Origin of the sequence: Glutamicibacter sp. PAEs-4, assembly GCF_051161755.1 — a bacterium.
Classification (GTDB): domain Bacteria; phylum Actinomycetota; class Actinomycetes; order Actinomycetales; family Micrococcaceae; genus Glutamicibacter; species Glutamicibacter nicotianae.
In genome coordinates, this window is the sequence record NZ_CP195017.1 from 2,726,818 (window position 1) to 2,751,259 (window position 24,442).

24 protein-coding genes are annotated in these 24,442 nt (G+C 63.2%); 11 read left to right on the plus strand and 13 right to left on the minus strand.

Features of this window, described 5'->3' with window-relative positions; all coding sequences use genetic code 11:
* Positions 1 to 97 precede the first annotated feature (97 nt).
* A complete protein-coding gene (locus ACR9WD_RS12865) occupies positions 98 to 673 on the minus strand; it encodes an NADPH-dependent FMN reductase (protein WP_149597230.1) in 576 nt (191 codons plus the stop codon).
* Between the two features lie 141 nt (positions 674 to 814).
* Between ACR9WD_RS12865 and ACR9WD_RS12870 the strand changes: the two genes are divergently transcribed.
* A complete protein-coding gene (locus ACR9WD_RS12870; protein WP_038993747.1) occupies positions 815 to 1,300 on the plus strand; it encodes a MarR family winged helix-turn-helix transcriptional regulator in 486 nt (161 codons plus the stop codon).
* On the opposite strand, the gene ACR9WD_RS12875 is transcribed toward ACR9WD_RS12870, so the two are convergent.
* A complete protein-coding gene (locus ACR9WD_RS12875) occupies positions 1,297 to 3,141 on the minus strand; it encodes an ABC transporter ATP-binding protein (RefSeq protein ID WP_434922164.1) in 1,845 nt (614 codons plus the stop codon). The genes ACR9WD_RS12870 and ACR9WD_RS12875 overlap by 4 nt on opposite strands.
* Positions 3,142 to 3,247: 106 nt before the next feature.
* On the opposite strand from ACR9WD_RS12875, the gene ACR9WD_RS12880 reads away from it, so the two are divergent.
* Entirely contained in the window at positions 3,248 to 3,724 is a 477-nt protein-coding gene (locus tag ACR9WD_RS12880; RefSeq protein ID WP_149597233.1) for a MarR family winged helix-turn-helix transcriptional regulator, read from the plus strand.
* Positions 3,725 to 3,796: 72 nt separating this feature from the next.
* Here the strand turns inward: ACR9WD_RS12880 and ACR9WD_RS12885 are convergent, their stop codons facing one another.
* From ACR9WD_RS12885 to ACR9WD_RS12895, 3 genes are read right to left on the minus strand one after another with little or no spacing between them, the layout of a single operon-like run.
* Positions 3,797 to 5,704, minus strand: a complete 1,908-nt coding sequence (locus tag ACR9WD_RS12885) for an SIP domain-containing protein (RefSeq protein ID WP_149597234.1) — start codon at positions 5,702 to 5,704, stop codon at positions 3,797 to 3,799.
* A 3-nt stretch (positions 5,705 to 5,707) separates the two neighbouring features.
* Positions 5,708 to 6,817 carry a FecCD family ABC transporter permease gene (locus ACR9WD_RS12890; protein WP_434922165.1) on the minus strand — a complete coding sequence of 370 codons (1,110 nt, stop codon included), beginning with the start codon at positions 6,815 to 6,817 and terminating at the stop codon, positions 5,708 to 5,710.
* Positions 6,814 to 7,863, minus strand: a complete 1,050-nt coding sequence (locus ACR9WD_RS12895; RefSeq protein ID WP_434922166.1) for a FecCD family ABC transporter permease — start codon at positions 7,861 to 7,863, stop codon at positions 6,814 to 6,816. Before ACR9WD_RS12895 ends, ACR9WD_RS12890 begins: the two co-directional genes overlap by 4 nt.
* Before the next feature lie 35 nt (positions 7,864 to 7,898).
* On the opposite strand from ACR9WD_RS12895, the gene ACR9WD_RS12900 reads away from it, so the two are divergent.
* Entirely contained in the window at positions 7,899 to 8,684 is a 786-nt protein-coding gene (locus ACR9WD_RS12900; RefSeq protein WP_434922167.1) for an MBL fold metallo-hydrolase, read from the plus strand.
* Positions 8,685 to 8,691: 7 nt separating this feature from the next.
* Here ACR9WD_RS12900 and ACR9WD_RS12905 read toward each other — a convergent pair whose 3' ends face one another.
* The 3 genes from ACR9WD_RS12905 to ACR9WD_RS12915 form a co-directional block, all read right to left on the minus strand.
* On the minus strand, positions 8,692 to 9,750 hold the full coding sequence (locus ACR9WD_RS12905) for an ABC transporter substrate-binding protein (RefSeq protein WP_073707928.1): 1,059 nt from the start codon (positions 9,748 to 9,750) through the stop codon (positions 8,692 to 8,694).
* 190 nt (positions 9,751 to 9,940) lie between these two features.
* A complete protein-coding gene (locus ACR9WD_RS12910) occupies positions 9,941 to 11,266 on the minus strand; it encodes an FtsX-like permease family protein (protein ID WP_434922168.1) in 1,326 nt (441 codons plus the stop codon).
* A complete protein-coding gene (locus ACR9WD_RS12915; protein ID WP_434922169.1) occupies positions 11,263 to 12,006 on the minus strand; it encodes an ABC transporter ATP-binding protein in 744 nt (247 codons plus the stop codon). Before ACR9WD_RS12915 ends, ACR9WD_RS12910 begins: the two co-directional genes overlap by 4 nt.
* Before the next feature lie 132 nt (positions 12,007 to 12,138).
* Here ACR9WD_RS12915 and ACR9WD_RS12920 point away from each other — a divergent pair, with 132 nt between their 5' ends.
* Together ACR9WD_RS12920 and ACR9WD_RS12925 are read left to right on the plus strand one after the other, a co-directional pair.
* The gene (locus tag ACR9WD_RS12920; protein WP_434922170.1) at positions 12,139 to 12,399 is read left to right on the plus strand and encodes a thioredoxin domain-containing protein; all 261 of its coding nucleotides are present in this window, start codon (positions 12,139 to 12,141) and stop codon (positions 12,397 to 12,399) included.
* Between the two features lie 64 nt (positions 12,400 to 12,463).
* Positions 12,464 to 13,108, plus strand: coding sequence for a YqaJ viral recombinase family protein (locus ACR9WD_RS12925; RefSeq protein ID WP_233125401.1), 645 nt, complete (start codon positions 12,464 to 12,466; stop codon positions 13,106 to 13,108).
* A gap of 71 nt (positions 13,109 to 13,179) precedes the next feature.
* On the opposite strand, the gene ACR9WD_RS12930 is transcribed toward ACR9WD_RS12925, so the two are convergent.
* On the minus strand, positions 13,180 to 14,274 hold the full coding sequence (locus ACR9WD_RS12930) for a mechanosensitive ion channel family protein (RefSeq protein WP_052254100.1): 1,095 nt from the start codon (positions 14,272 to 14,274) through the stop codon (positions 13,180 to 13,182).
* 211 nt (positions 14,275 to 14,485) lie between these two features.
* Here ACR9WD_RS12930 and ACR9WD_RS12935 point away from each other — a divergent pair, with 211 nt between their 5' ends.
* From ACR9WD_RS12935 to ACR9WD_RS12945, 3 genes are all read left to right on the plus strand, one after another.
* Positions 14,486 to 15,031 (plus strand): AMIN-like domain-containing (lipo)protein, encoded by a 546-nt coding sequence (locus tag ACR9WD_RS12935; RefSeq protein WP_038993738.1) that lies wholly within the window; start codon positions 14,486 to 14,488, stop codon positions 15,029 to 15,031.
* Positions 15,032 to 15,126: 95 nt separating this feature from the next.
* Complete coding sequence (locus ACR9WD_RS12940) at positions 15,127 to 16,125, plus strand: PhzF family phenazine biosynthesis protein (RefSeq protein WP_233125400.1); 999 nt, start codon at positions 15,127 to 15,129, stop codon at positions 16,123 to 16,125.
* Positions 16,126 to 16,185: 60 nt separating this feature from the next.
* Positions 16,186 to 17,637: a DHA2 family efflux MFS transporter permease subunit gene (locus ACR9WD_RS12945; protein ID WP_434922171.1), complete on the plus strand. Its 1,452-nt coding sequence runs from the start codon at positions 16,186 to 16,188 to the stop codon at positions 17,635 to 17,637.
* Between the two features lie 71 nt (positions 17,638 to 17,708).
* On the opposite strand, the gene ACR9WD_RS12950 is transcribed toward ACR9WD_RS12945, so the two are convergent.
* Entirely contained in the window at positions 17,709 to 17,891 is a 183-nt protein-coding gene (locus ACR9WD_RS12950; RefSeq protein ID WP_066141310.1) for a hypothetical protein, read from the minus strand.
* 94 nt (positions 17,892 to 17,985) lie between these two features.
* Complete coding sequence (locus ACR9WD_RS12955; protein WP_100339263.1) at positions 17,986 to 18,417, minus strand: DoxX family membrane protein; 432 nt, start codon at positions 18,415 to 18,417, stop codon at positions 17,986 to 17,988.
* A 161-nt stretch (positions 18,418 to 18,578) separates the two neighbouring features.
* Here ACR9WD_RS12955 and ACR9WD_RS12960 point away from each other — a divergent pair, with 161 nt between their 5' ends.
* Together ACR9WD_RS12960 and ACR9WD_RS12965 are read left to right on the plus strand one after the other, a co-directional pair.
* Entirely contained in the window at positions 18,579 to 19,268 is a 690-nt protein-coding gene (locus ACR9WD_RS12960; protein WP_073707925.1) for a TetR/AcrR family transcriptional regulator, read from the plus strand.
* A 101-nt stretch (positions 19,269 to 19,369) separates the two neighbouring features.
* On the plus strand, positions 19,370 to 20,602 hold the full coding sequence (locus ACR9WD_RS12965) for an acyl-CoA dehydrogenase family protein (protein ID WP_285673945.1): 1,233 nt from the start codon (positions 19,370 to 19,372) through the stop codon (positions 20,600 to 20,602).
* A 66-nt stretch (positions 20,603 to 20,668) separates the two neighbouring features.
* Here the strand turns inward: ACR9WD_RS12965 and hrpB are convergent, their stop codons facing one another.
* Together hrpB and ACR9WD_RS12975 are read right to left on the minus strand one after the other, a co-directional pair.
* Positions 20,669 to 23,227: an ATP-dependent helicase HrpB gene (gene hrpB, locus ACR9WD_RS12970; protein ID WP_434922172.1), complete on the minus strand. Its 2,559-nt coding sequence runs from the start codon at positions 23,225 to 23,227 to the stop codon at positions 20,669 to 20,671.
* The gene (locus tag ACR9WD_RS12975; protein WP_434922173.1) at positions 23,224 to 24,015 is read right to left on the minus strand and encodes an alpha/beta fold hydrolase; all 792 of its coding nucleotides are present in this window, start codon (positions 24,013 to 24,015) and stop codon (positions 23,224 to 23,226) included. Before ACR9WD_RS12975 ends, hrpB begins: the two co-directional genes overlap by 4 nt.
* 144 nt (positions 24,016 to 24,159) lie before the next feature.
* On the opposite strand from ACR9WD_RS12975, the gene ACR9WD_RS12980 reads away from it, so the two are divergent.
* Positions 24,160 to 24,321 (plus strand): hypothetical protein, encoded by a 162-nt coding sequence (locus ACR9WD_RS12980; RefSeq protein WP_434922174.1) that lies wholly within the window; start codon positions 24,160 to 24,162, stop codon positions 24,319 to 24,321.
* Positions 24,322 to 24,442 lie beyond the last annotated feature (121 nt).

Here is a 24,442-nt window from a genome sequence, read left to right on the forward strand (position 1 = left end):
CCCGTGCATAAACCATTCATGTCGAGACTATGGCAGTTGGACAGGTTTGGAAATGGCAGGGTGCCGATTGCCAGCACCCCGCCATATTCGATCATCCTTAGGCGTTGACCGAGGCGCTGTCGCGCACGGTCGCCATGGCCTTGCTCCAGGCCAGAAGCTGCTCTAACATCGGCTGCACGCTGCCAGCGGACTGCTCGGTCGGTGCGAAGGTGGAGAAGTTCTCGAAGTCGGTGAACAGCGAGAACATGCCGGTCTTCTGCACATGGGCGATCTGCAGTTCGGAGAGGATTCCACGCAGGTGCTCCACCGCGCGCGAACCCATGGCGGAGCCGTAGCCGACCATGCCTGCGGCCTTGTTGTTCAGCTCGGCATTCAGGTAGCTCAGCGCGTTGGCCAAGGCAGGCTGGACAGAGTGGTTGTACTCGCCAACAATGAAAATGTAGCCGTCGAATTCACTCATCTTGGCGGCGAAGGCCTTGGTGTGGTCGTTCTGGTAGTTCTGGTAGGCGGCCGGGAAGGGCTCATCGAGAATCGGCAGGTTGAAATCCACGATGTCCACCAGCTCATAGTCGGCACCGCCGAATTCCTCGGCCTTGGCCAGCACCCATTGCGCGACAGACTGGTTGACGCGGCCTGGACGGGTGGAACCGGTAACGATAGCGATCTTCGACAATTCAATCTCCTTGGAGCTCTGCGGCCAACCACTTTAGTTGACACGTCATCATCTCTTGCCAAATCCCACTATACAGGAGATAATTGATGCGTCAACAATATTTCAGCATCCCCGTTGGGCAGAACATGGTTAGGAAAGAGAATGAAGAGCGAAGAGACCCGCTGGCTCACCGATAGCGAGCAGGACCTCTGGCGTACCCTGCGCGAATTCCTCTGGCAGTTCCCCAGCGCCATGGACCGCCAGATGCTCCGCGATTCGAATATGCAGTCCGGCGAATACTCGGTGCTGGCCGTGCTCTCGGAAACGGCCGAGCCGAGCCTGCGCCCGGCCGACGTGGCCACCGCATTGCGCTGGGATCGCTCCCGCCTCTCCCACCTGCTGCGCCGCATGGAAGCCAAGGGCCTGATCAGCCGCTGCTCGGATGAAACCGACCGCCGCGGGCACCAGATCACGCTGACCGCCCAAGGGCGCCAAACCATCGAAGAGGCCGCGCCAAGCCACGTAAGCTTCGTGCGTGAAACCATCTTCGACTCGCTGGAGCCGTCCGAGCGCACCGCCTTCGAATCGGCGCTGCCCAAGATCCTGGCCTCCCTGGAGCAGCAGGGCCTGAAACCGGACGGGTGCTAGCTGGTCCTCTGGGCTAGTTCGCTCTTGGCTACCAGCTGGGCGAACTGGCCCCCGCGCTGGACCAGTTCATCAAAGGTACCGGATTCGGCAATCCGTCCATCCTCCAGCACCACGATGCGGTCCGCCCGCATCACCGTGCTCAACCGGTGCGCGATGAGCAAGGTTGTGCGCCCCATCGCCAGCTCATCCAGCGCCCGCTGCACCAGCGCCTCGGTGACGGTATCCAGCGCACTGGTGGCTTCATCGAGCACCAGCACCTTCGGCTTGCGCAGCATGGTGCGGGCAATGGCCAGTCGCTGCTGCTCGCCACCGGAGAAGCGGTGCCCGCGCTGCCCCACCTGTGTTTCCAGGCCGTGCGGCAGGCTGCGGATCAGTGGCGCCATCTGCGCGGCTTCCAATGCATCCCAGAGCTCTTCTTCCGTTGTCTCCGGCGCCGCCCACAAGAGGTTCTCGCGAATCGAGGCATGCAGCAGGTAGCTTTCCTGAGCCACCACGGAGACCGCCTGCGCGATCCCCTCGGGTTCGAATTCCTTCAGGTCAATGCCGTCGAGCAGCACCTGGCCCTCGGTGGGATCAAGCAACCGGGGCAGCAAGGATCCCAGGGTGGATTTGCCCGAGCCGGTAGCGCCAACCACCGCGGTCATGGTCCCGGCTTCGAGCTCCAAATTCAGCTGATCCAGGGTGGCGCGATCAGCTTCGGGGTAGCGGAAACTGACATTGCGCAACTCCACTTCGCCGCGCAGCTTCGCGGGTTCAACCGCCCGCGGATGCTCGGCTACCGGCAGCGCCTGGTCGGTATCGAGGTATTCGAAGACGCGGCTGAACAGGGCCATGGCCGAGATCCACTGGACCGAAATCTGCATCAGGCCCATGACCGGGCGGAAGATCCCGGCCTGCAACCCGGTGAAGGCCACCAGGGTGCCGATGCTCATGCCCTGCCCGGTGGCGGGCAGGCCTGCCACGATGTAGAGCACCGCGGGGATGGCAGCGAAGATGATGCTCATCGTGGCCATGCGCCATCGCCCGGCCAAGGCGCTTTTCATTTCCAGGTCGATGAGCTTGCGGCTGGAGTCTCCGAAAGCTTGGGCATCGGCGGTACCGGTGCCCATGATCTTGGAGAGCCGGACCCCGGAGATGCTCAGGCGTTCTTCGATCAGCGAGGTCAAGTTGGACATCTCGCGCTGGCGCTTTCCTGTCACGGCGCGGCGCAGCTTCGCGGTTTGCTTGGCCAGCAGCACTGCTGGCGGCAGGACGACCAGGGAGATCAGGCTCAGCTTCCACGAAATCGCCACCATCGCGCAGGCGGTGGCAACGACCGTGGTCAGGTTCGAGGCAATGCTCGTGGCCGAATTGGTGATCACCGATTGCATCTGCCCCACGTCGTTGACCAGGCGGGACTGCACGTCCCCGGAGCGGGAGTTGGTGAAGAAACCCAGGGATTGCTTCTGCAGGTGCGTGAACAGCCCGGTCCGCAGTCCATGCATGACACGTTGGCCCATCAGGGTTGCCCGCCAGGTCTGGAGGACTTCCAGGATCGCGGTGGCCAAGGCGATCAGCACCAGTCCCCCGGCGCCCCAGAGCAGCAATCGGACGTTGCTGTGGGGAATGGCGTCGTCAATGAGTTCCCGGATGATGAACGGCTGGGCCAAGCCGATGATCGAGGATGCCACGATCAGCAGCATGACGGCAATCACCGATCCCAGATGAGGACGGAAGAGCCCGGCGATGCGTGCGAGCGACACCGGATGCTCGGAGAGCCACTGCTTGTCCCCTGCGGCATCCGCGGACGGGCCCCGTCCGCCACCGCCTGGATGCGGACCTGGCATTCCCATAGCGCTCATAAGCCCTCTCCTTGTCCTGGATTTCCCAAGTCCAGAATAACAGAGGGAACCTCACTATGTGGTTGCATCTTGAAAATGTCCGCAGAAACACACTATTCTTGAAAACATGCAGAACGACGAATCCAAGCCTGACTTGGCAGATCTTTTCCTCCACGCTTCGCGCATGCTTCGCGGCAGGTGGAGGGACAGCTTGATTCCCCTGGGCATCACCCCGCACCAATCACGGGTGCTGACCCTGTTGGCCCGCGCCGAAGACGCAGGGCTGCGCAACTCGCAGCTTGCAGAACGATTGCATATTGCCGCCCGCTCGACCACTGAGGTGGTCGACCAGCTGGAGGCCAAGAAATTGGTCGTGCGCACCCCGGATCCAGCGGACCGCCGGGCCACGCTGATCGCGCTCAGCGACACGGGCCGCGCCCAGCTCGGGGAGCTTGCCGAGCTGCGCCGTTCCAGCATGGATGGCTACTTCGACAAACTCGACGACGAGGATCGCGCCGAGCTCACCCGGCTTCTGGCAATCCTCGACCGCGAAAACCCGCGGCCTGCACGCGGCGCGTGCCAGAACCCGGCCAAAGAAAAATAGCGGACCGCTGCCAGAACGAACCAGGGCCCCGGCACAGTGTGCCGGGGCCCTGGTTCTGGTTGACGCTGCCGCCTAGTTCTCGGTCTTTCCGCGGCGCCAGTAGCCCATGAAGGCCACCTGCTTGCGGTCCACACCGGCATCGCGCACCAGATAACGGCGCATTTCCTTGACCGTGCCGGCCTCGCCGGCAATCCATGCGTAGAACGGCGCGGTGTTCGCTTGGCCGGTCTCCCACAGGATGTCGGCATCCACATCGATATCTTCCGGCTCGGCATTGGTATGCACCACTCCGGCGGCCGGAATCGCGACCACCTGGCGCAAGGCGGCCTGCAGCAATTCTCCATGCTCGTGGCTGCCGCGGGTCAGCCACTGCACCGAGACGCCCGAGCGGGTGGAAGCACCGAGGATGTCGGTGGTCTCCGGAACCTCGATCAGCGCATGGCCGGTGACGTTCGACGGCAGCTCTTCGAGGATCGCGCAGATCGCCGGGGCGGCGGTTTCGTCGCCGGCCAGCACCACGCGGGTTGCCTCGCCGCGGCGGAACTCGATGCCGCCGTAGGTGGAGTCGTTCAGGGTCTTGTTCGGGCCCAGCAGCAAGAGCTGGTCGCCGACCTTGGCCCGGTCGCCGAATTCCGTCGCTGGTCCGCCCTGCAGCTGGCCGTCCACGATATGCCCGTGCATCACGAAGTCGATGTCCAGCTCCGCGGTGGCCCCGATATTGTCCCGGTGCCCTGCCTCGCGGAAGGCCCGCACCGTATAGGTGCGCATGTAGCCGCGGGTGTCCGGATCAATGGACAGCCAGCGCTTGTACCAGCCCTGCTGCTCGGCCGGGCTGGTCAGCGCCTCCGGGCGCATAGAGGCGATCTCGTCCGTCAGCGCGGTTCCGCCGGCCGGCGGCAGCAGCAGCTTGATGCGCATATCCAAAGGGTGGCTGTTGGTGCCGAAGTATTCCAGGTCCTCGCCGCTGACGGTGAGCCGGCGGAAGGACGGGGCCAGCTGCTGGCTCTTGACGACCGTGGTGTCGAAAGCCAAGGTCGGCACATGCTCATGGGCCGGGCGCATGGCCTGCGGATCGAGCTGGGCCGCGGCTTCGGCGGCTTCCTTCACGCTGGCGGCCTGCTTCGCCACGGTGTCCCGCGCCGACGCTTCGCTGCGGTAGATCCCCTTGGTGGCCAGGACCTGTTCGGTGCGCAGCACGCGGTGCCGGCCAATGGGCAGCACCAGCGGGGTGCCGCCCACCGGGTCCGGGATCACGCGGCTTGGCATGCCGAAGACATCCTTGACAGTCTTTTCGGTGACCACGTCGTTGGGGTGGCCGGCGGCGTAGATCTTGCCGTGGCGCAGGGCCACCAGGTAGTCGGCGTAGCGGGCAGCCAGGTTCAGATCGTGCAGCACGATCACCACGGTGATCCCGCGGCTGCGGTTCAGCTCGCTGACCACATCCAGGACTTCGAGCTGGTGCGCCACGTCCAAGAAGGTGGTCGGCTCATCGAGCAGCAGCAGGTCGGTCTCCTGGGCCAGGGCCATGGCGATCCAGACGCGCTGACGCTGCCCGCCGGAGAGCTCGTCCACCGAGCGGTCGGCCAGCTCGGTGGTGCCGGTCAGTTCCATGGCGCGGTTCACCGCCGCCTCGTCCTCGGCGGAGAAGCGCTTGAACAGGCCCTGGTGCGGGTAGCGGCCGCGACTGATCAGCTCGCGGGCGGTAATGCCGTCCGGCGCTGTCGGCGACTGCGGCAGCAGGCCCAGGGTCTTGGCGACTACCTTGGCCGGCTTCGAGTGGATATCCGCGCCGTCCAGGAGCACCTGCCCCCCGGCCGGCTTCAGCAGCCTGGAGAGGGCGCGCAGCAGGGTGGACTTGCCGCAGCCGTTGGCTCCGACGACGATGCTCACCTGCCCGGTGGGGATATCCAGCGACAGCTCGTCGACGATGGTGACCTTGTCATAGGCCAAGGTCAGATCGCTAGCCTGCAAAGTGGCCATGGGTTATGCCCCGCTTCCAGTTGAGTTGGCGCGCACCAGAATCCAAATCAGGAAGGGTGCACCGAATGCGCCGGTGATAACGCCCACCGGCAGCGACAGGTCCGCGAACAAGTTCGCGGCAAAGAAATTGGCGATGGTCACCAGCGTGGCACCGGTCAGGCCGGCCAGCAGGATGTTGATCGGTCCGCGGGTCAGCGCGGCGGTAATCGGGCCGGCCAGGAAGGCGACGAACGCCATCGGCCCGGTGACGGCGATCGGCAGGGCGCCCATGGCCACGGCCACGAAGACCAGCAGGGCACGGGCCCAGCCGACATGCAGGCCCAGAGCCGCCGCGGCGTCCTCGCCCAGCTCCAGCATCTTCAGCTGGCGCAGCACCAGCGGCAGCAGCAAGATGCCGATGGCGCCGAGGGAGACCAGCAGCAGCAGCGCGTTCTCCCAGTTGCTGCTGGCCAGTGAACCGGTCAACCAGTGCATGACATCGCTGGCAGTGTTCACCTGCGCCTGGGTGAGCAGGTACTGGATCAGCGCCTGCAGCATTGCGCCGATGGCCAAGCCGGCCAGGATCAGCCGGGACCCGGTGCGCTTGCCCGCGGCCGAGAGCCAATAGATCAGCGCGGCGACCAGCAGCCCGCCGGCCAGCGAGAAGGCGTTGAGCTTCCAGTCGGTGTAGCCGAGGATGATCATGGCGAAGACGGCGGCCGCCGAGGCGCCGTAGCCCACGCCGATCACGTCGGGGCTGGCCAGCGGGTTGCCCAGCCAGCGCTGGAACAGCGCACCGGAAATGCCCAGGCCAGCACCGGCGAGCACGCCCACGGCGATGCGCGGCAGGCGGTCGGACATGATGATGAAGCTGGTGCCCGGCACCTTCTCGCCGCCAAGCACCTGGAACACCTCGGCCGCCGGAAGTCGGTCCCGTCCCCAGAACAGGTAGGCGGCGATGGCGAGCACCAGCGCCACGACCATCCACAGGGCGGTGCGGCGCTCGCGGGAGCGGCGCCGGGCCGCCAGCGTCGTGCCGGACTGGGCGGCAGCCGGCGGCTTCGCCGGCAGGTCCGCGTCCCCGGTACTGGTCGGCTGGGCCATGGTGGTTGCTTCCATTTCGCTCGTGCTCACAGGCTCACCGACTTCATGCCGCTGCGCATCATGATGATGAAGATCGGTCCGCCGAGCATGGCGCACATGACGCCTACCTGGATCTCGCTGGGCGGGGCGATGATCCGTCCCACCGTATCAGCGACCAGCAGCAGGATCGGACCGGCGATCAGGCACGCCGGCATCAGCCAGCGGTAGTCGGAACCGACCAGCAGGCGCACCGCATGCGGGATCATCAGGCCGACGAAGGCGATGGGCCCGGCCACAGCGGTAGCTGTGCCGGCGAGAATGACCACGCCGATGGAGCCGATGAGCCGGGCGCGGTTCAGGTTGAAACCCAGGGCGATCGCGGTGTCATCGCCCATGGACACGGCATTGGAGGCCCTGGCGGTTGACAGCACGATCAGCGCGCCGGCCGCCACCACGGGAATCGCGCCGAGGAAGGTGTCGATGCCGCTGCTGGACAGCGTGCCCACCTGCCACATGCGGAAGCGGTCCACGGTGGCATCGGAAATCATCAGGATCGCATTGGTGATCGCCCCGACGCCCACGGCCATGGCGGCACCGCCGAGGGCCAGCTTGATCGGGGTGGCGCCGTCGCGGCCCACATTCGCCACGAGGTAGACCAGCGCCATCACCCCGGCGGCGCCGATGAAGGCGGCAACCATGATTCCGCCCAGCGAGCGGACGCCGAGGAAGGCGATCGCCAGCACCACTGCCACGGAGGATCCGGCGTTCAGGCCCAGGATGCCGGTATCGGCCAGCGGGTTGCGGGTCAGCCCCTGCAGGCCGGCCCCGGCCAAGCCCAGGGCGGCGCCAACCACGATGGCCCCGACGGTGCGGGCGAAGCGCGAGGCGACCACGCCCTGGTCGCCGTTGGTCGGGTCGAAATTCCAGATGGCATCGATGACGGTGCCGATCGAGACGCTGCGCGCACCGAGCAGCAGCGAGGCGAACAGTGCCAGTGCGAGCAGCAGGATCAGCAGCAGCACGGCTCCGAGCTTCCGGGTGGTTTTTGCCGATGCGGCCCCCGGTGACTGGCGCGTCACGCTTTCAGTCGCGGTCATTGGTTCCTACACTCATTGCTATGGCTCTTCTTCCCTTGCCCACTATTATCGCCCCCGGGATCGGCGTGCTGCGCGCGCCGAATCCTTCTGAAATGACTTTGGACGGGACTAATTCGTATCTGCTGTTCGACCCGGCTGCGGGCGAACTCGCGCCGGGAACACCGGTGGTGCTGATCGACCCGGGCCCCGAGCTCGAAGAGCATCTGCAAGCCTTGGCGGTGTTCGACATCCAGCTGGTGCTCATTACCCATCGGCATGCCGATCACACCGGAGGCATCGATGCGCTGCGCCGGATGGCCGCGGCGCCGGTGCGCGCCAATCTCCCCGAGTACTGCCGGGATGCGCCGGTCCTCGCCGATGGCGAGGTGATCCATGCGGCCGGGGCCAGCATCCAGGTGCTCTCCACCCCGGGACACACCTCGGACTCGGTGTGCTTCATCCGCCAGGGCGAACGCGCCCACCTGTTCACCGGGGATACCGTGCTGGGCCGCGGCACCACCATCCTGGAGCATCCCGATGGCACGCTGGCCGATTACCTGGACTCCCTGCAGCGGCTGCTGGCGCTGCCCGACATGGCATTGCATCCGGCGCACGGCGAACAGCACGAGTCCTCGCATCCGCTGCTGCAGATGTACATCGAGCACCGCCAGTCCCGGCTGGACCAGGTGCGTGCGGCGCTGCGGAAACTCGGCAAGGCCGGGGCCGACACGCAGCCAGCAGAATTGCTGGAGCACGTCTACCCCGACCTCGATGCGCGCCTGGTGGGCGCGGCTACCCATTCCCTGGAAGCGCAATTGCACTATCTGTCAGTGAATCCCTAGCCCGAAGCTACTTCGCGGCAGCCGCGTTTTCGGCAGCCTTCACGATGCCTGGAACCACGTTCTCCAGTGCCCATTCGATGGACAGCGGCGATGCCGCGGAGATGGCCAGGGTTGCCTCGTCGGTGCCTGGCAGTGCCACTGCATCGTTCTTCGCGGCAGGGATCTGGCCGTACAGCGGCTGGCCCTTGATGATGTCGTCCATGGTGTTGCCCGCAACTGCCGAGGCGAAGACGATGTCCGAATCCCACTCGTTGACCTTTTCAGGGGAAACGGTGAAGAAGAAGGTGTCCTTGGCGGCGTTCTCCTGCACGTACTCGGCCTGGGTCATGCCCAGCGCGCTCAGGAAGCGCGGGCGGGTGTCGCCCTCGGAGTAGACGTAGGCGGTGTCCGGAGCGGACAGGTCGGCGGCGATGAAGGTGGTGTCCTTCAGCACTGGGTTGTCTTCGCCGACCTTGGCCAGCTTGCCTTCGATCTCTTCGATCAGGGCGTCGGCTTCTTCTTCCTTGCCCAGCATCTGGCCGGCGGCCTCGGCTGCCTGCTCCCAGCTGGTCAGGTAGTTCGGCTCAATCGGGCCAACGACCGGGGCGATTTCCTGCAGCTTCTCGTACTGCTCCTTCTTCAGGCCCGAGTATGGGGCGAAGATGACATCCGGCTTGCTGGCGGCGATGCCGGTGTAGTCGATGTCGTCGCCCACCTTGTACTGCACGGGAGCGTTCTCGGAGCCGATGGCGGCGCCCTGCTCTTGAAGCGCGGCGTCCTTCCACGCGGTGGAGTTGTTCTCGTTCATGCCGTAGGTGTCGGTGTCCATGCCTACCGGCACGGTATCCAGTGCCAGCAGGGTGTCGGCGTTGACCCACGAGATGGTCGCAATGCGTTCTGGGACTTCTTCGATGGTGGTCTCGCCATAGATGTTCTCGATGGTGACCGGGGTGAAGTCTTCTGCAGCCTTGGCAGAGGTGTCAGCCGATGGATCCGCCGAGTTGCTCGACGCGCCGCAGGCGGTCAGGCCGAGGGCGAGGATGACGGATGATGCGGCGAAAATTCCGGCGCGACGTGAATTTTTCATGGGTCGGTAATTCCAGACTATGCGAGGTACTGTAAGCGTATCGGTCAGCAAGGTTAGGCAAGCCTATCCGGGCCGTATGCCACAATACGCGTTTTTGTCAGCATTACGCAACACGAAACGTCTCTAATCACCGGCCCGGAAGTGACCCTAACCAAATCGGGCCATTATTTCGGTGTGCTGACCAGAGAATTTATTCTCTACTTGCTAGCAGCTTCTGCGGATCGGCAACCGAAATTGCCGTTCGCACCAGCAGCAATCCAAGCGCGACGCAGGCAATGACCGTAATGACTGTCAGCGGCTGGAGCAGGACGGCGGCCCCGGCCAGGGGCAGCACGAGGATTGTGGAGGCGATGGCGAAACCGAGCGAGGCAGTCAGCGCCGGGATCATGATCGACTTGGTGCGCGCGGCGTTCATCGTCGTGTAGGGCATGCCCAAGCGGTTCAGCCCGCGATACAGCGGGGCACGGTCCAAGGTGCTGGCGCTTTGCGAAATCGCTGCCGAGGCGGCCACGCAGATGAAGCTGATGGCAAGGGTCACCAGCACGCCGGTGACGATATCTGCCGGCACATGCTCCATCCAGGTGCCCTGGCCGAATTCATTGCCGGGCGATGCCATCAGGGCGGCACCGCTTCCGCCCACCACCGCGACGAAGGAAGCCATGGCCACCCCGGAGACCTGGCGCCAGGACTCGGCAGGGCTTTCCAGGATCATGCGGGCCGCCAGCAGCTGCTGCGGAGTGCTGGCCTTGCGCAGCTTGCCCTTGCCCGCCTTGGCCACCAGATACGGGCCGAGAAGGTTCATCACCAGCAAGCCCAGGCCGAATCCGCCCGCAATCACTGCGATGATCGCGGCGATGGACTGCATGAATTGGCCCATGTTCGAGAACAGCGCGTACAGCAGCAGGATGCCGCCAACGGCGATTACCGCGCGCAGCCAGCTGGGTGTGGGCACCGTGCTGCGGGTTGCCACCGCCAGCGGGGTGATCACCAGTTTGCGCAGGCCGGCAGCTGCACTGCCCGCCGCGAGGAGCACGATAGCGGCTACCGCTACCGCCAGCACCCACAGCGGCAAGTAGATGGCTGAGCCGATCGGCGCACCTTGGAACGGAATCAAGGAAGCCAACGGGGCTGCCAGGAAGTACAGCGCGATACCGGCGAGCGCACCGGCCAGTGCCGTGCCTGCTGCCTGGAGCACTGCCACGAGGCTGATCTGCGCACCGGTGGCGCCGAGCAAGCGCAAAGATGACAGGGCCCGGTCATTGGAGCGTGCGGAAAGCCGGGCCGCGGCCGAGCCGAGCACCAGCAGCGGGACCACCAGCAGCACCACGGCGAAGATGGCCAAGGGCAGATAGGTTCCCTGGGCTTCGAGCTTGAAACTGGTGAAGGAGTAGGCGCCGCCGAGCACGATCAGCAGGATCGCGCTGACCATGGCGTAGGCGCTGGCGGTCAGGATCTGCGGTGCCAGCCGGGATTTCGCCGGCCGGCCGAGCATCCATGAAAGGTGCAGGATATTCACTGCTGGGCACCGTCCTTCGCTGCATTCGACGGGTGCAGGCTGCCGCTGGTCAACTGGCCGTCCTGCAGCTGCACAATGCGGCCGCAGCGTGCGGCTACGTTGGGATCGTGGGTCACCATCACCAGTGATTTGCCGGCGCCGACGGTGCAGCGCAGCAAGGTATCGAGCACCTCGAATCCCGTGGTCGAGTCCAGGGCGCCGGTGGGTTCATCGGCGAAGACCACCATGGCTCCGGTGACCTGTGCGCGGGCTATGGCAACGCGTTGCTGCTGCCCGCCGGAGAGCTGGCCGATGCGGCGTTGCTCCATCCCCGCCAGGCCCAGTTCGGCCAACGCTGATCCGGCGCTGGCAATGGCGGCATTGCGTGGCACCCCGTTGATCATCAGGGCCATGGCCACGTTTTCCTCGGCGGTCAGCTCGGGAATCAGCAGTCCGGATTGGAAGACGAAGCCGAAGGATTCGCGGCGCAGCTTGGTGCGCGCCTTGTCCTTGAGCCCTTGGATATCCACCGGTGCCCGGCCCGGGAGGTTCAGCATGATGCTGCCGGCGTCTGGAAGTTCGATACCGGCCAGTGCGTGCAGCAGCGTGGATTTGCCGGACCCCGAGGGACCCATGATGGCCAGCGATTGGCCCAGTGCAATCTGCAGGTCGATGCCGTTCAATGCGGTGGTGGAGCCGAAGCTGCGGTAGAGTCTGCGAGCGTCGAGGACGGGTGGATGGCCAAGGGAATTTTCAAGCATGACCCAATGTTTTCAATCGTGTGCCCTTACGCGCATCGGCGCAGGGGGCCAAGTCGCCTCCGGCCGGGCTCATCCCCCGGTAGGAGTTGCCGGCGTCTTGTTCACAACTACAGCAGGAGCAGTCAGCGGCAAATGAAGCTGGAATTGTATACGCAGCCATTTTGCGCGCCATGCGTCCGCACTCGGCAAACCGTGGCCCGAGTGCAGGAATTGCTGCCCGCGTTGGAGGTCGAAGAGGTCAACGTCGTGGAGCAGGTGGCCCGTGGCGAGGAATTGGGAATCACCAGCACCCCGGTCATCCGGCTATTGCAGGACGGCACAGAGAAATTCCGTGCCAGTGAGACGCCGACTATCAATCAGCTGTTGACCGCTATCGCCGGAGCCAGCGACTAGTCTCACGCCGGCTGCGAGGCCAAGGTGCACGATTCTTGCCCCTTCATGGGGAAGAATAGATCAAGTGATTACTGTGCCCGGCGTCCACCATGAATGCTTCGAACGTGTTTTAGCTGACTCTTCTAACCGCATCGAGTGGCTGCGGGCACGAGCGCAGGGCATCACGGCAACGGACGTGGCCAAGCTGTCCACCGAGAAGTCCATCAAGAACGCCGCATGGGACAAGCTGTACGGCAATGGCTTCTCCGGCAATCCCTACACCGACCATGGACGCAAGCGCGAACCGGTCATTGCCGCCTGGGTCCAAGAGAATTTCAATATCTTCCCTTCCACCCAGCTCTTCCACTCGCAGCAATCGAAACTGCATCTGGCAACTCCCGATGGCCTTGGCTTTGACGCTTCGGGGGTTCCGGTATTGGCTGAAATCAAGACCACCAATAAGCCGTTCAAGAAAATCCCGAAGAACTATCTGCGCCAGATCCTGTGGCAGCAGCACGTGATCGGTGCCGAACGCACGCTGTTCGTCTGGGAAGAACACGACAATTTCGTGCCGGTGCGCGCGGTTCCCGAATACCTCTGGGTGGAACGGGACGATGATTTGATCAGCGATCTGATTGGCAAGGCCGAGTCGCTGATCGACGCATTGCGCGAGGCGACGGCCCGCCAGGAGCGCTACAACGACTACGGGCCTGCGGCGTTGCGGCTTTGATTTCACCGGGAAACGGAAATAGCCACTGAAACCAGTTCGAAGGACTGGAATCAGTGGCTATCTCTATGCCATCAGACTGGGTTGCTCGGGATCATCCGGGGATCTGGCAGGCAGTCAGGGTAGTTTTCCACCAGCTCGGCCAGCAGCTTCTCGCGCAGCATGTTGCGCAGGTTCCACAGGTCCCCGGCGTTGCGCGCAGATAAATAAATGGTCACTGTCTGCAAGCCATTTTGGGCATCCGTCACGAGTAGCTCATTATCCCGGCCGTCCCACCAGTCGGAGGACTCAAGCAGTTCGGTGCTGCGCTGGCGCAAGTAGGCAATGGGCGCATTGAGCTTCAGTTGCAGTGCGACATTTCCGGAAATCTCGGTGCTGCGCCGCGACCAGTTCTCGAACGGCGTGGTGGTGAAGTAGGTCGATGGCAGGATCATCCGGCGCCCATCGATCAGGTGCACGACGACGTAGGAGAGGGTGATTTCCTCGACGGTGCCGCGCTCCCCTTCGACCACCACCGTGTCATCCACGCGGATGGAGTCGGTGAAGGCGACCTGCAAGCCGGCGAAGACGTTGGCCAAGGTTGATTGCACGGCCAAGCCGACGACCACCGATGCCAGACCGGCCGAAGCCAACAGGCCGGCGCCCAGCGCCCTGACCTGTTCGATTGTCAGCAGCACCGCGGCGACGGCAAGGATGCACAGCACCGCGATCAGCACGCGGCGCATCAGGCCGACCTGCGTCTGGACCTTGGCAAGCCTGCGTCCTGGGCCGAATCTCGACTCGAAGCGTGCCATCATGCCGGCTTCAATCACGCGCACCAGCTTGATAATGAACCAGGTGAGGAAGAAGACCAAGACGATCAGGATGGCGAACTGCCAGGGGTTGTACCAGGGACGATCGCTATAGAAGACCGCGAAAGCCGACTTCGCGATGATCGATGTGACCATGCCGAAGAACGGGAATCTGGTGGCTTTCACATCGGCTTCATCCACGCCGATCCGGCGCAGCACGCGGCGTGCCACGCCGCTGAAAACGAATGCCAAGATTGCGGCTACGAGCGCACCGATCAGCAGCACAACCCAGAATTGCAACGATTCGGGGAGGAAGCTTGATGCTGTAATGACTTCCTCGACGGTTTCGTCTAGAGGTTCAACGGGGGTAGGAGACATGCTTTAAGCATGTCATATGGCGCTAAATAAATGCTGTGCGGAACCTTCGTCCCACCATATGGTTCGGGAGGTTTCCAGCACCATTGCAGAACCGTCTCAGTGTGGTTCCAATTCCTTTTTGCCCTTGTGCTTCACGTGCTCCAGGACTTTAGTAGATTCACTGGCAGTATGCTCTGCCAGCAGGCGCAAACCAAGAAAGACGGTGATCCCTATGCGCCACGGAAAAATCGGAATCGCGCTGGGCGCGGTGGCGGCGGCCTTGCTCGTGGTGACGCCGGCTTCCGCGGCGGCTCCGGCGCCGGCCGCGCAGGCATCCACTTCCTGTCCAACGGTCTATTGGGGTTCTTTGGCCAAAACCGGTTCCTTGTCCACGCATTCCACGGTTCAGGATCTGCGTACCGGACGTCATTTGTGCTTTGACCGGCTGGTCATTGATCTGGCAGGACCGGCTGCCAGCTACTCGGCAAGGTATGTCAGCGAACTGACTGGAATCGGTTCCGGACTGCCGGTGGCCACCACGGGTGGGGCCAACTTGGAAATCCTGGTGCAGGCACCAACAGCTCCGGGGTTCAATCCCGGAGCGAAGGTGAAGAATCTGGGCTATACGACGTTCCGCCAGTTGGTCTGGCTGGGCAGCTTTGAAGGCCAGACCAAGGTGGGGATCTCCACCAGGGCCCGGCTTCCGATGCGCGTGTTCACCCTGGCTGGACCTGGCGACGGTTCACGCTTGGTCATCGATGTTGCGCACCATTGGTAAGGAAGGTCCGCTTGCATGATGCGTTCGCAACTTTTTGCGTGACCTAACACGTAACACCGGGTCAACCTGCTGGTTAATGTGCCACCATGCTAAGTATGTCGCGCACATTCTCTTATCAGCAGGTTGACGTCTTTGCACCCACTGCTTTCAACGGCAATGGCCTGGGAGTCGTGTTCAATGCTGACAGCCTGAGCGATGACCAGATGCAGCACTTTGCGCAGTGGATGAATCTTGCTGAAACCGTATTCTTCGTCGAACCGAGCGACGAGGAAGCCGACTATGCCATCCGCATTTTCACCCCGAGCACCGAGCTTCCCTTTGCCGGCCATCCGACCCTTGGCGCTGCCCATGCCTGGTTGGAATCCGGTGGGGAAGCCGGCCCGTCCGGCCATCTGATCCAGCAGTGCGGCGCCGGCTTGATCCCGGTGCGCGTGGAGCGCGAGAGCAGCGACCGGCACTCGCGGCGATTGGCTTTCCTCGCTCCCCCGCTCACCCGCTCCGGTCCTTTGGAGCCGGATGTCCTGCAATGGGCGATTGCCGGTCTGGGCATTCGCGAGGAAGACGTGGTGGACCACCAGTGGCTGGTCAACGGTCCGCATCCTGCCGGCCTGGTGCTGCGTGACGCCGATATCGTGCTGGGTATCGAACCGGACTACGTGGCGCTCCAGGGGTTGGAAGTCGGCGTCATCGGCCCCTACACGGCCTCCAGCGTCTCGCAGAGCGTGTGGCAACCGCGCGGATCGGTCATCCCGCGGGTTTCCGGGACGCGTGAAGAACTGCGTCCCTTGGACTTTTCTGATTTCGAGCGTTCCGAGGAGCGTTTCCGCAATGTAGTGCTCCAGCCTCCCGCCGACTATGAGGTCCGTGCCTTCATCCCCGGCGAGGCCGTTCCTGAAGACCCAGCCACTGGTTCGCTGAACGCGGCGTTCGGCACCTGGCTGACGCAATCCGGGTATGCGCCGCAACGCTATACGGTACGCCAGGGTACCCGCCTGGGCCGTGAAGCGATCTTGCATATCGAAGCGACCGAACGTGGTGTTTGGGTCAGCGGTGATGTCGCCACCCGCATCTCCGGTGATGTGAGCTTCGACTGATTAACCTTCATAGGTTCGCTATCGGTTCCGCATCCGGCGAATAGGGAATAGCCTTGAGCGGTGCCTGATACTGCGAATCTCGAATCACACTTCGACAGAAAAGCCGCGTGGCGAGCCCTCTGGGCATTGGTCATCGGCTTCTTCATGATCCTGCTGGACACCACCATCGTGTCCACCGCGATGCCTGCCATCATGAAGTCGCTGGATGCCGACATCTCCAGCATCCTGTGGGTCAACAGCGCCTACCTGCTCACCTTCGCCGTGCCGCTGCTGGTCACCGGAAGGCTCGGCGACCGCTTTGGCCCGCGCAACATCTACCTCATCGGCATGGTGGTCTTCTCGCTGGCCTCGCTGTGGTGCGGCCTGTCCGATTCCCTCGGTTCCCTGGTGGCAGCACGCGCCGTCCAGGGCCTGGGCGCTTCGATGATTTCCCCGCAGGCCATGACGCTCATTACCCGGCTCTTCCCGTACCAGCACCGCGGCGCGGCCATGGGATTGTGGGGTGCGGTGGCGGGCATCGCCTCGCTGATCGGACCGATTGCCGGCGGCTTGCTGGTGGACTCTGTTGGTTGGGAGTGGATCTTCTTCATCAACCTGCCCATCTCGGTTCTCAGCCTGGCCATGGTCTTCAAGTTCGTTCCCGCGCTTGAAGCCCATGCGCATTCCTTCGACTGGTTCGGAGTCTTCCTCTCGGCGCTGGCCATGTTCTGCTTGGTCTTCGGCATCCAGGAAGGCGACGCCACCAATTGGGAACCATTTATTGGCCCGCTGAATTCGTGGCATCTGATCATCATCGGCATTGTGCTGATGGGTGCCTTCGTCTGGTGGCAGTCGAAGACCAAATCCGAGCCGCTGGTTCCACTGCGCTTGTTCACGGTGCGCAATTTCTCGCTGGCCAATGTGGCGATCACGTTCATGGGCCTGACGATCGCGACCATCGCCTTGCCTATGGTGTTCTTCCTGCAGAACGTGCGTGGTCTGAGTCCGACCGAGTCCGCATTGATGATTTCCCCGATGGCCCTGGTGGCGATCTTCATCGCTCCGCAGCTGGGCAAGAAGGTCAATCAGCTCAGTCCGCGGATCCTGGCTGTGCCCGGGTTCTTCCTGTTTGGCGGTGCCACGGTGGCCTATGCCTTCCTGATGCACGCCGATATCCCGCTGTGGGCCCTGCTGATCCCTTCGGCGGTCCAAGGCGTCGGTTCAGCCATGATCTGGCCGTCCCTGTCGCTGGCGGCCACCAAGGACCTGACCGCGCGTGATGCCGGTGCCGGTTCGGGAATCTACAACACCACCCGGCAAATCGGTTCGGTCCTTGGGTCGGCGCTGATCGCGGTGATGATGGATGCCCGTGTTTCGGCGCAGATCGCGCAGGCGGACTCCAAGGATCCTGCGGTGATCATGGAAGCCATGTCTGTCGGCCTGGGGCAGGCGTTGATGCTGCCAGGCTTCATCGCCGTGGCCGCCGTGCTGGTTGTTGCGTTCCTCAGCGACGGCCAGAAGGCCCGGCGCTAGGCAACGCGTCAAAGGCAAACGCCTGATCCATGACGTGAACGTCGGTGGATCAGGCGCTTGCCTTATGGCCCTTAGACCTTGTCTTCAGGATCTTCTTCGTTGTCGCCGTGCTTGAACTCGTCGACCTTCTCGCCGATTTTCTCCTGGGCATCAGCTGCGAAGCTCTTGATGTTCTCGCTGGCGTCTCCGGCGAATTCCTTCGCGTTTTCGACTGCCTCGCCCAGCTTCTTCTTTGCATCATCTAAGAAACCCATTGGTTCTCCTCTTAGCTTGTGGTTCAAATATGGCCGCTGAAAACCGCAGTCTTCAAGATCAACTTAAGGCCAGCTGAGCGCTTTGCTCAAGCGTTTATTTCGCTTTCTTGATCTTCTTGGCTGCCTTGCGGCCAAAGATCAGGGCCACCGCAATACCTGCCAGCCAGACATCCTTGGCCAGGGCGGTGCCGTCTGCGGTGGGGCGGATGCCATCGGATTCCGTCATGCCCGGGGTGCGCAGGTAGGAAGCCAGCAGCACGCCGGAGAAGGCACCCAGGCCCAAGCCGGCAAGACGCGATGGAATCAGCGGAAGCAGCAGGGCGCTGCCCAGCGAGATCTCGCTGATGGAGACAGCCTTGCCGAAAACTGCTGGTTCCAGCTCGGCCAGCTGCGGCACGCCGTTGGCTGCCATCTGCTGCAGGCCGGCCGCGCTCGCTTCATCGATGCGCAACTTGTTGATGCCGCTGTTGAGAATGAACGCGCCACTGACCAAACGTAGCGCGGCGTTTGCAATCGAGATTCCCATGGGCCCTCACTTCTCTTTCTTTTCTTCCAGAAATGGCGATCTTCTATAGAACGCCCTGATGTTCAGCGTAGTCATGGGCGCAGTAGTTCACAATCATTTGGGCGGCGCGCAAAGCTGAACCCAAGAATCTCCCAGCTTGAATCATGCTAAATTCGTGAATCATGATCGCTTCTTCCGCAGTTCCCCCAGCAGCCTTAGATCTGCTCATTACGCAGGGCTTCGATGCCACCAGCGTCGACGAGCTGGCAGCTGCCGCCGGTATTTCCCGTTCCACCTTCTTCCGCCGTTTCGGTTCGAAAGAGAACATGGTCTTTGCCGACCAGGAAATGATCATTGCGCACGTCGAGACCACGCTGGCAGCCTCGTCGGTTGATGCGATCACTACGCTCATCGATGCAGCGCATGTAGTTTTCGACCAGTACACGGTCAATCCCGAAGGAGCAGCGCTGCGCCACAAGCTGCTCTCCTCGGTGCCATCGTTGCGCGAGCGCGAGCTGGTTTCCACCCACCGATACGAACGCGCATTCTATGGATTCTTGAAGCGCCGCGACTTGGCGAAGACCGCATCGGAGAAGTCGCTGTGCCTAGGCGTCAGCGCCGGTCTGGTGGCCATCCATAATGACCATCTGCGCAGCTGGCTGAAGGATGCGCACAGCACTGACCGCACCAAGCTGGCCAACGACGTACGCCAGTTCCTCAACCGCTTCGCAGATCTGCTCGACCCGGACCAGAAGGCAACCCCTGCCAAGCCCGCGGCCCCCAGCGTGGTGGTCTCGGTGCTGGACGCCGCCGCCGAGGAGAAGGATATTCTCCAAGCGGTCTCCCGCGCACTTAAAGAGCACGGAAAGTAATTTGTCCCCCACACCTTGAAACCTAGTTTCTTGACATGGCACTGCGTTCCACTAGTCTAGTGAGTGAAACTTTTTCACCCTAGCTATTAGGAGCACCTGAAATGTCCCAGCTGGAGACCGAATTCGAATTTCCCGCAGGCGTTGTTGAACCCGAATACGACCTGTGGTCGGAGGACGTCAACACCGACCCGACCGGAGTCTTTGCCGAAGTCGGCGAAGCGGACAATGCTTGGCGCGCCAAGGCCCGCAAGTTCATCCTCGATGAGGTCAAGCACGACATCCACGAGTACTGGGACAAGGCCGACTACCCGCTGCACCTGATCAAGAAGCTTGGCGACGCAGATCTCCTGCGCGATGGCCTGAATCCCGAGGGCTACGCGGAAATGAGTCCGCTTGCTGCCGGCCTGGTCAACATGGAAATGGCCCGTGGCGATGGCTCCGTCTCCACCATTGTCGGCGTCCAGGGCGGCCTGGCACTTCGCTCGGTGCTGTACTGCGGCAATGAAGAGCAGATCCAGAAGTACGCCATCCCCATGCTGCGCGGCGAGCTCCCAGGCTCCTTCGCGTTGACCGAGCCCACCCACGGTTCCGACTCGGTGTCGCTGGAAACCCGCGCAACCAAGGTCAAGGGCGGCTACCGACTGAGCGGCGAGAAGAAATGGATCGGCAACGGCTCGATCGGCGGCGTGAGCATCGTCTGGGCTCGTGATGACGAGGGCAAGGTCCGCGGCTTCATCGTCCACCAGGATGCCGAGGGCTACAAGGCCACCACCATCGAGAACAAGCTGTCCCTTCGCGCCATCTGGCAGGCGCATATCCGCATGGACAACGTCTTCGTTCCGGATGAGGATGTGATGCCGGAAGCCAAGAGCTTCAAGGACACCTCCCGTGTCCTCTTCGCCACCCGCCTGGGCGTCGCCTGGTCTGCCGTAGGCCACGCGACCGCATGCTACGAGTCGGCAGTGAACTATGCCAAGCAGCGCGTGCAGTTCGGCCGCCCGCTGGCTGCCAGCCAGATCGTCCAGGAACGGCTGGCGCGCATGCAGTCCGAGCTGGCCACCATCCAGGTTCTGGTGATGCAGGCGGCCAAGCGCGAAACCTCCGGTGAGCTGACCGGGCCGCAGGCTTCGCTGGCCAAGTACACCGCCACCCGCACCGCACGCTCCATCGCGGCGAATGCCCGCGACCTGCTCGGCGGCAACGGCATCCTGACCAGCAACCGCGTGGCCCGCCACTTCGCCGATGTGGAAGCGATCCACACCTATGAAGGCACCGAAACCGTGCAGGCTTTGATCATGGGCCGCGACATCACCGGCTTCTCCGCCTTCGCTTAGTACCAGGACGCAGGAAAGCACGCCGGGACCTGGCTCAATCTGAGCCGCGGTCCGGGCGTGCTTTTTCTATTGCTCGCCCAAGCGCTTCTTCGTCTTCGCGGTGGCCACGTGATCCCACGGATTCTCCGGCCAGGGATGCTTCGGGTAGCGCCCGCGCATTTCAGCACGCACCTGGGCATAGGGTCCATTGAAGAAACTCACCAAGTCATCGGTCACCGCCAGCGGCCTGCCACCTGGCGACAGCAGATGGAATTGCACCGGCAGCTTGCCATTGACCAGGCGGGGCGAGTCCTCCAGCCCGAAGCATTCCTGCAGTTTCACCGCGACAACCGCAGGACCAGATTCTCCGACCTCGGGGTAGGCCACGGAAATTCTCGATCCCGAAGGAACCTGGAGCCGCTCGGGCACCAGGGAATCGAAATCATGGGCATGCTCCCAGGGCAGCAATGTCCGCAATGCCGAATACAGGTCGACCTTGGCCGCATTCGTGCCGGAAGCAATCTTCCGCAGTACCGGCTGCAGCCAATGATCTGCAGCGTCAACCAGGCTCTGGTCGTCAACCCGGACAAAAGGTTCCCCGAGCAAACGGCGGGCCACTGCCATGCGCCGACGCAAGGCATCGAATTTCTCGTGGGTACCGAAGAAGCGCATGCCCTGCGTGGCAAGGGCGCTGGCCACAGCCTGCATGCCCAGTTCCTCGGTGGCCTTGATCGGATGGGCTGCCAGCTCGATCTCACCGAAGCTTTCGATCCGGCGGGCGGTGATCCTGCCGTCGGACATTTCTGCCACCTCACGCATCTGGTGCATCTGCGGCAGCAGGTCTATGGCCGTCTCCAAGTCAATGCCGATAGCCCGCCGGATCATGGCCTTGAATCCGGTGCGGGACACCTCGGCGACCGCGAGAAATTCTTCATGCATCAGCGCGCTGCCCCGAGGCAGCGTGGCCCGGGTTCCCGAGGCCAGGAGGTACTCGTCCGGCCCGGTCTTGCGGGCAATCCATTGCGGGTACGCCAACGCGCACACCCCTGCCAATGCCGTGGCTGCCGATCCAGCCTGCCTTCCGGTGCTCGGCCCCGCAGCTCCCACGAGCTTTTCCAGGCGCTGCGCTTCATGCTTCCAGGCGCGGTGCGCCGGATGCGAATTCCGGGCCACCGCGACCAGCAGCTCGTTCAGGTCCGCGCTGGCGATGCGCTCGGAGCTGGCCAGCAAGGCAACAGCATCCGCAGCAGCCCGGGCACCGAAGATCCGGCTTCCCTCCAGCAGCGCGCGGGCGGCACGCGGGTCCGCTGGAATCTTCATCATCTGCTCGCCCAGCGAGGTGATCTGGCCTGCCTCATCCACCGCGTCCAGGCTGCGCAGGACCTGTTCGTCGCTGGCCATGGCGCCAGTCGGCGGAGCCTCCCACATGGCAAGCCCCTCGCCACGCGGGGTCCCCCACGCCGCCAGCGACAAGCCCGCGGCCACCAGATCTCCGGTTCGGATTTCCGGCGTGGAGTGCGCTGGTGCGGCGGCGAAGGATTTCGGATCCAGGGTGCGCACCACCTTGCCCGGCCCATGGCGTCCTGCACGGCCCGCCCGCTGGGTGGCTGCGGAACGGCTGGCCACCACGGTCATCAACCCGGAGAAGCCGCGCGAGCTGTCTCGGCGCGGCTCGCGGGCGTAGCCGGCATCGATGACCAGGTGCACCCGCGGCACCGTGACCGATGATTCGGCAATGGAGGTGGAGACGATGATCCGCGGGTCGCTGCCGGGTTCCGGTTCGCCCAGGATCCGGTCCTGTTCCTTGGAAGAAATCTGCGAGTGCAAGGCAAAGACCGGCACGCCTGCGGCTGCGATCTGCGAGCAGACGCGTTCGACTTCCCGAACGCCGGGCACGAAGACCAGCGTGTCCACCGAGGTGCCGCTGGCCGCATTGGCTTCCGCCGCATGGCGTACCGCGACGGACGCTACATGGCGCAAGTAGTCGTCGTTCAGCCCGCGTTCGGTATTCCTGATCCCCGCGAAACTGTCGAAGGCTTCTTCCACCTCGAACTGGGCGGTCTGCGCGCTGAGCACCGGTGCTGCCGTATCGCGCACCATCAGCTCCGAAAGCTCGCTGGCATGCAAGGTAGCACTCATCACGATCAGCGAGAAGTCATCGCGCAATTCGCTGACCTGGTTGACCATGGCCAGCAGCAGGTCCGTATCAATCGACCGCTCATGGACCTCGTCAATGACCACCGCGCTCACACCGTCGAGATCCGGATCGGCCAGCAGCCTGCGCAGCATCAGGCCGGCGGTCACGAATTCCACACGGGTCTGTGCCGATGCTTTGCGTTCCCCGCGCACCGCGAAACCGACGCGCTGCCCCACAGCCGATCCATCCAGCTGGGCAAGGCGGCGGGCTGCCGCGCGAGCAGCAACGCGACGCGGCTGGGTCACGATGACCTTGCCTTCCAACCCAGCCTGCTGCAGCGCATTGGCTACCGTGGGCGGAACGATGGTCGTCTTGCCGGATCCCGGCGGAGCCTGGATCACCAGCGGCTGCGCGGGATTGGCCGCCACGGATGCGAAGAGCTCTTCCCTGCTGGGCCCGAAGGCCAGGCCGGAAGAGATCCGGTTCAGGTCAAAGGGGGCAAAACTCATGCCTGGCGACCTGACCAGAAGGACTTGATGGCGCTCACTACCGGTTCAATCGGGTACAGGGTGCTGCCGTGGGTCCGGCCTGGCAAGGCCACCATGCGCGCATTGGGCAAGGTGCGGACCATGACCTTGTTCTGGTCGAAGCGCGGCTGGTCCCTGGTGCCGATCAGCAGCAGGGTCGGGATCCTGATCTTCGCCAGCTCGGACACCTCGATGTTCTGCAGGGTCTCGGCAGCTTCGTAGTAGGCGGCCAGCGCCAGCGGGTCGTTGGACTTGAAGGCCAGTCGGGTGGCTGGATCCAGACGCCCATTCTTTTCCTGCCCGGTGACGAAACCTTCGATATCGCCGTTGCGGAGGACATCAAGGTAACCAGGAAAGAAGAGCTTCCCGATTTCGCCGGGGGTGATTTCATAGGTGCCGCCGAGCATGATCAGCGAAATCACCTGCTCGGGATGGTGCATGGCCATGTGCAGGCCGGTACGTGCCCCGAAGGAGTAGCCGACGATATGGATGCGTTTGATGCCCAGATGATCCATGACGGCGTGGATGTCGCTGACCACCTTGTCCATGGTGTAATCGGCTACGTCGTGGGATTTGGCTGATTTCCCATGTCCGCGCAGGTCCATGCGGATGGTCCGGTGGTTCTCGCCGAGCGCCTTGGTGTAGCCGAGCCCTCTCCAGATGGAGCGGGACAGGGCGGAGCCGTGGAGGAACAGAATCGGTTCCCCGGCGGCCCCGTCATCGTCAAAGAAGATTTCGGAACCGTCTGCGGGATTATTGATCATCGGCATGCCTCCGATTAAATCCTGTAGCGGCGGTGAAGTCGAAATCAGAATTCCGTCCCGCCCTCGACAACCGCGTCGAATAGGTGAACACTGAAGACACAGGGTCAGGCCACCCGCTGGGGGTGGCCCACGGAAGTTGGGAGGAAGAGCATGCCTGAACAATCAGCTGCTGGGCAGCCCGATGGCGTTGAAGAGGAAAAGCTGCGACTTGCCGAAGAGGAAAAGAAGCACCATGACGACCACGATGAAGCGCTCGTCGAAGAGTGGGAAGACGAATCATTCCCCGCTTCGGATCCGCCCTCGAATTACTAGCAACAACTTTTCCTGAGAGACCGCACACGTAGTGTTCAGCTTTTTACAAGAATCAGCTCCTAGTGTGGTTAATACCTTCTCAAGGTGCGAGTGATCTAGATGAACCGATCCGCACAGGCGT

What these genes read in the sequence shown, in the direction of transcription:
- ACR9WD_RS12930 (WP_052254100.1), bottom strand. Translation starts at nt 14,274, where the DNA reads ATGTCTCCTACCCCCGTTGAACCTCTAGACGAAACCGTCGAGGAAGTC.
- ACR9WD_RS12920 (WP_434922170.1), top strand. Translation starts at nt 12,139, where the DNA reads ATGAAGCTGGAATTGTATACGCAGCCATTTTGCGCGCCATGCGTCCGC.
- ACR9WD_RS12950 (WP_066141310.1), bottom strand. Translation starts at nt 17,891, where the DNA reads ATGGGTTTCTTAGATGATGCAAAGAAGAAGCTGGGCGAGGCAGTCGAA.
- ACR9WD_RS12935 (WP_038993738.1), top strand. Translation starts at nt 14,486, where the DNA reads ATGCGCCACGGAAAAATCGGAATCGCGCTGGGCGCGGTGGCGGCGGCC.
- ACR9WD_RS12875 (WP_434922164.1), bottom strand. Translation starts at nt 3,141, where the DNA reads ATGAGCGCTATGGGAATGCCAGGTCCGCATCCAGGCGGTGGCGGACGG.
- ACR9WD_RS12955 (WP_100339263.1), bottom strand. Translation starts at nt 18,417, where the DNA reads ATGGGAATCTCGATTGCAAACGCCGCGCTACGTTTGGTCAGTGGCGCG.
- ACR9WD_RS12975 (WP_434922173.1), bottom strand. Translation starts at nt 24,015, where the DNA reads ATGCCGATGATCAATAATCCCGCAGACGGTTCCGAAATCTTCTTTGAC.
- ACR9WD_RS12915 (WP_434922169.1), bottom strand. Translation starts at nt 12,006, where the DNA reads ATGCTTGAAAATTCCCTTGGCCATCCACCCGTCCTCGACGCTCGCAGA.
- ACR9WD_RS12895 (WP_434922166.1), bottom strand. Translation starts at nt 7,863, where the DNA reads ATGACCGCGACTGAAAGCGTGACGCGCCAGTCACCGGGGGCCGCATCG.
- ACR9WD_RS12965 (WP_285673945.1), top strand. Translation starts at nt 19,370, where the DNA reads ATGTCCCAGCTGGAGACCGAATTCGAATTTCCCGCAGGCGTTGTTGAA.
- ACR9WD_RS12885 (WP_149597234.1), bottom strand. Translation starts at nt 5,704, where the DNA reads ATGGCCACTTTGCAGGCTAGCGATCTGACCTTGGCCTATGACAAGGTC.
- ACR9WD_RS12940 (WP_233125400.1), top strand. Translation starts at nt 15,127, where the DNA reads ATGTCGCGCACATTCTCTTATCAGCAGGTTGACGTCTTTGCACCCACT.
- ACR9WD_RS12960 (WP_073707925.1), top strand. Translation starts at nt 18,579, where the DNA reads ATGATCGCTTCTTCCGCAGTTCCCCCAGCAGCCTTAGATCTGCTCATT.
- hrpB (WP_434922172.1), bottom strand. Translation starts at nt 23,227, where the DNA reads ATGAGTTTTGCCCCCTTTGACCTGAACCGGATCTCTTCCGGCCTGGCC.
- ACR9WD_RS12980 (WP_434922174.1), top strand. Translation starts at nt 24,160, where the DNA reads ATGCCTGAACAATCAGCTGCTGGGCAGCCCGATGGCGTTGAAGAGGAA.
- ACR9WD_RS12870 (WP_038993747.1), top strand. Translation starts at nt 815, where the DNA reads ATGAAGAGCGAAGAGACCCGCTGGCTCACCGATAGCGAGCAGGACCTC.
- ACR9WD_RS12880 (WP_149597233.1), top strand. Translation starts at nt 3,248, where the DNA reads ATGCAGAACGACGAATCCAAGCCTGACTTGGCAGATCTTTTCCTCCAC.
- ACR9WD_RS12905 (WP_073707928.1), bottom strand. Translation starts at nt 9,750, where the DNA reads ATGAAAAATTCACGTCGCGCCGGAATTTTCGCCGCATCATCCGTCATC.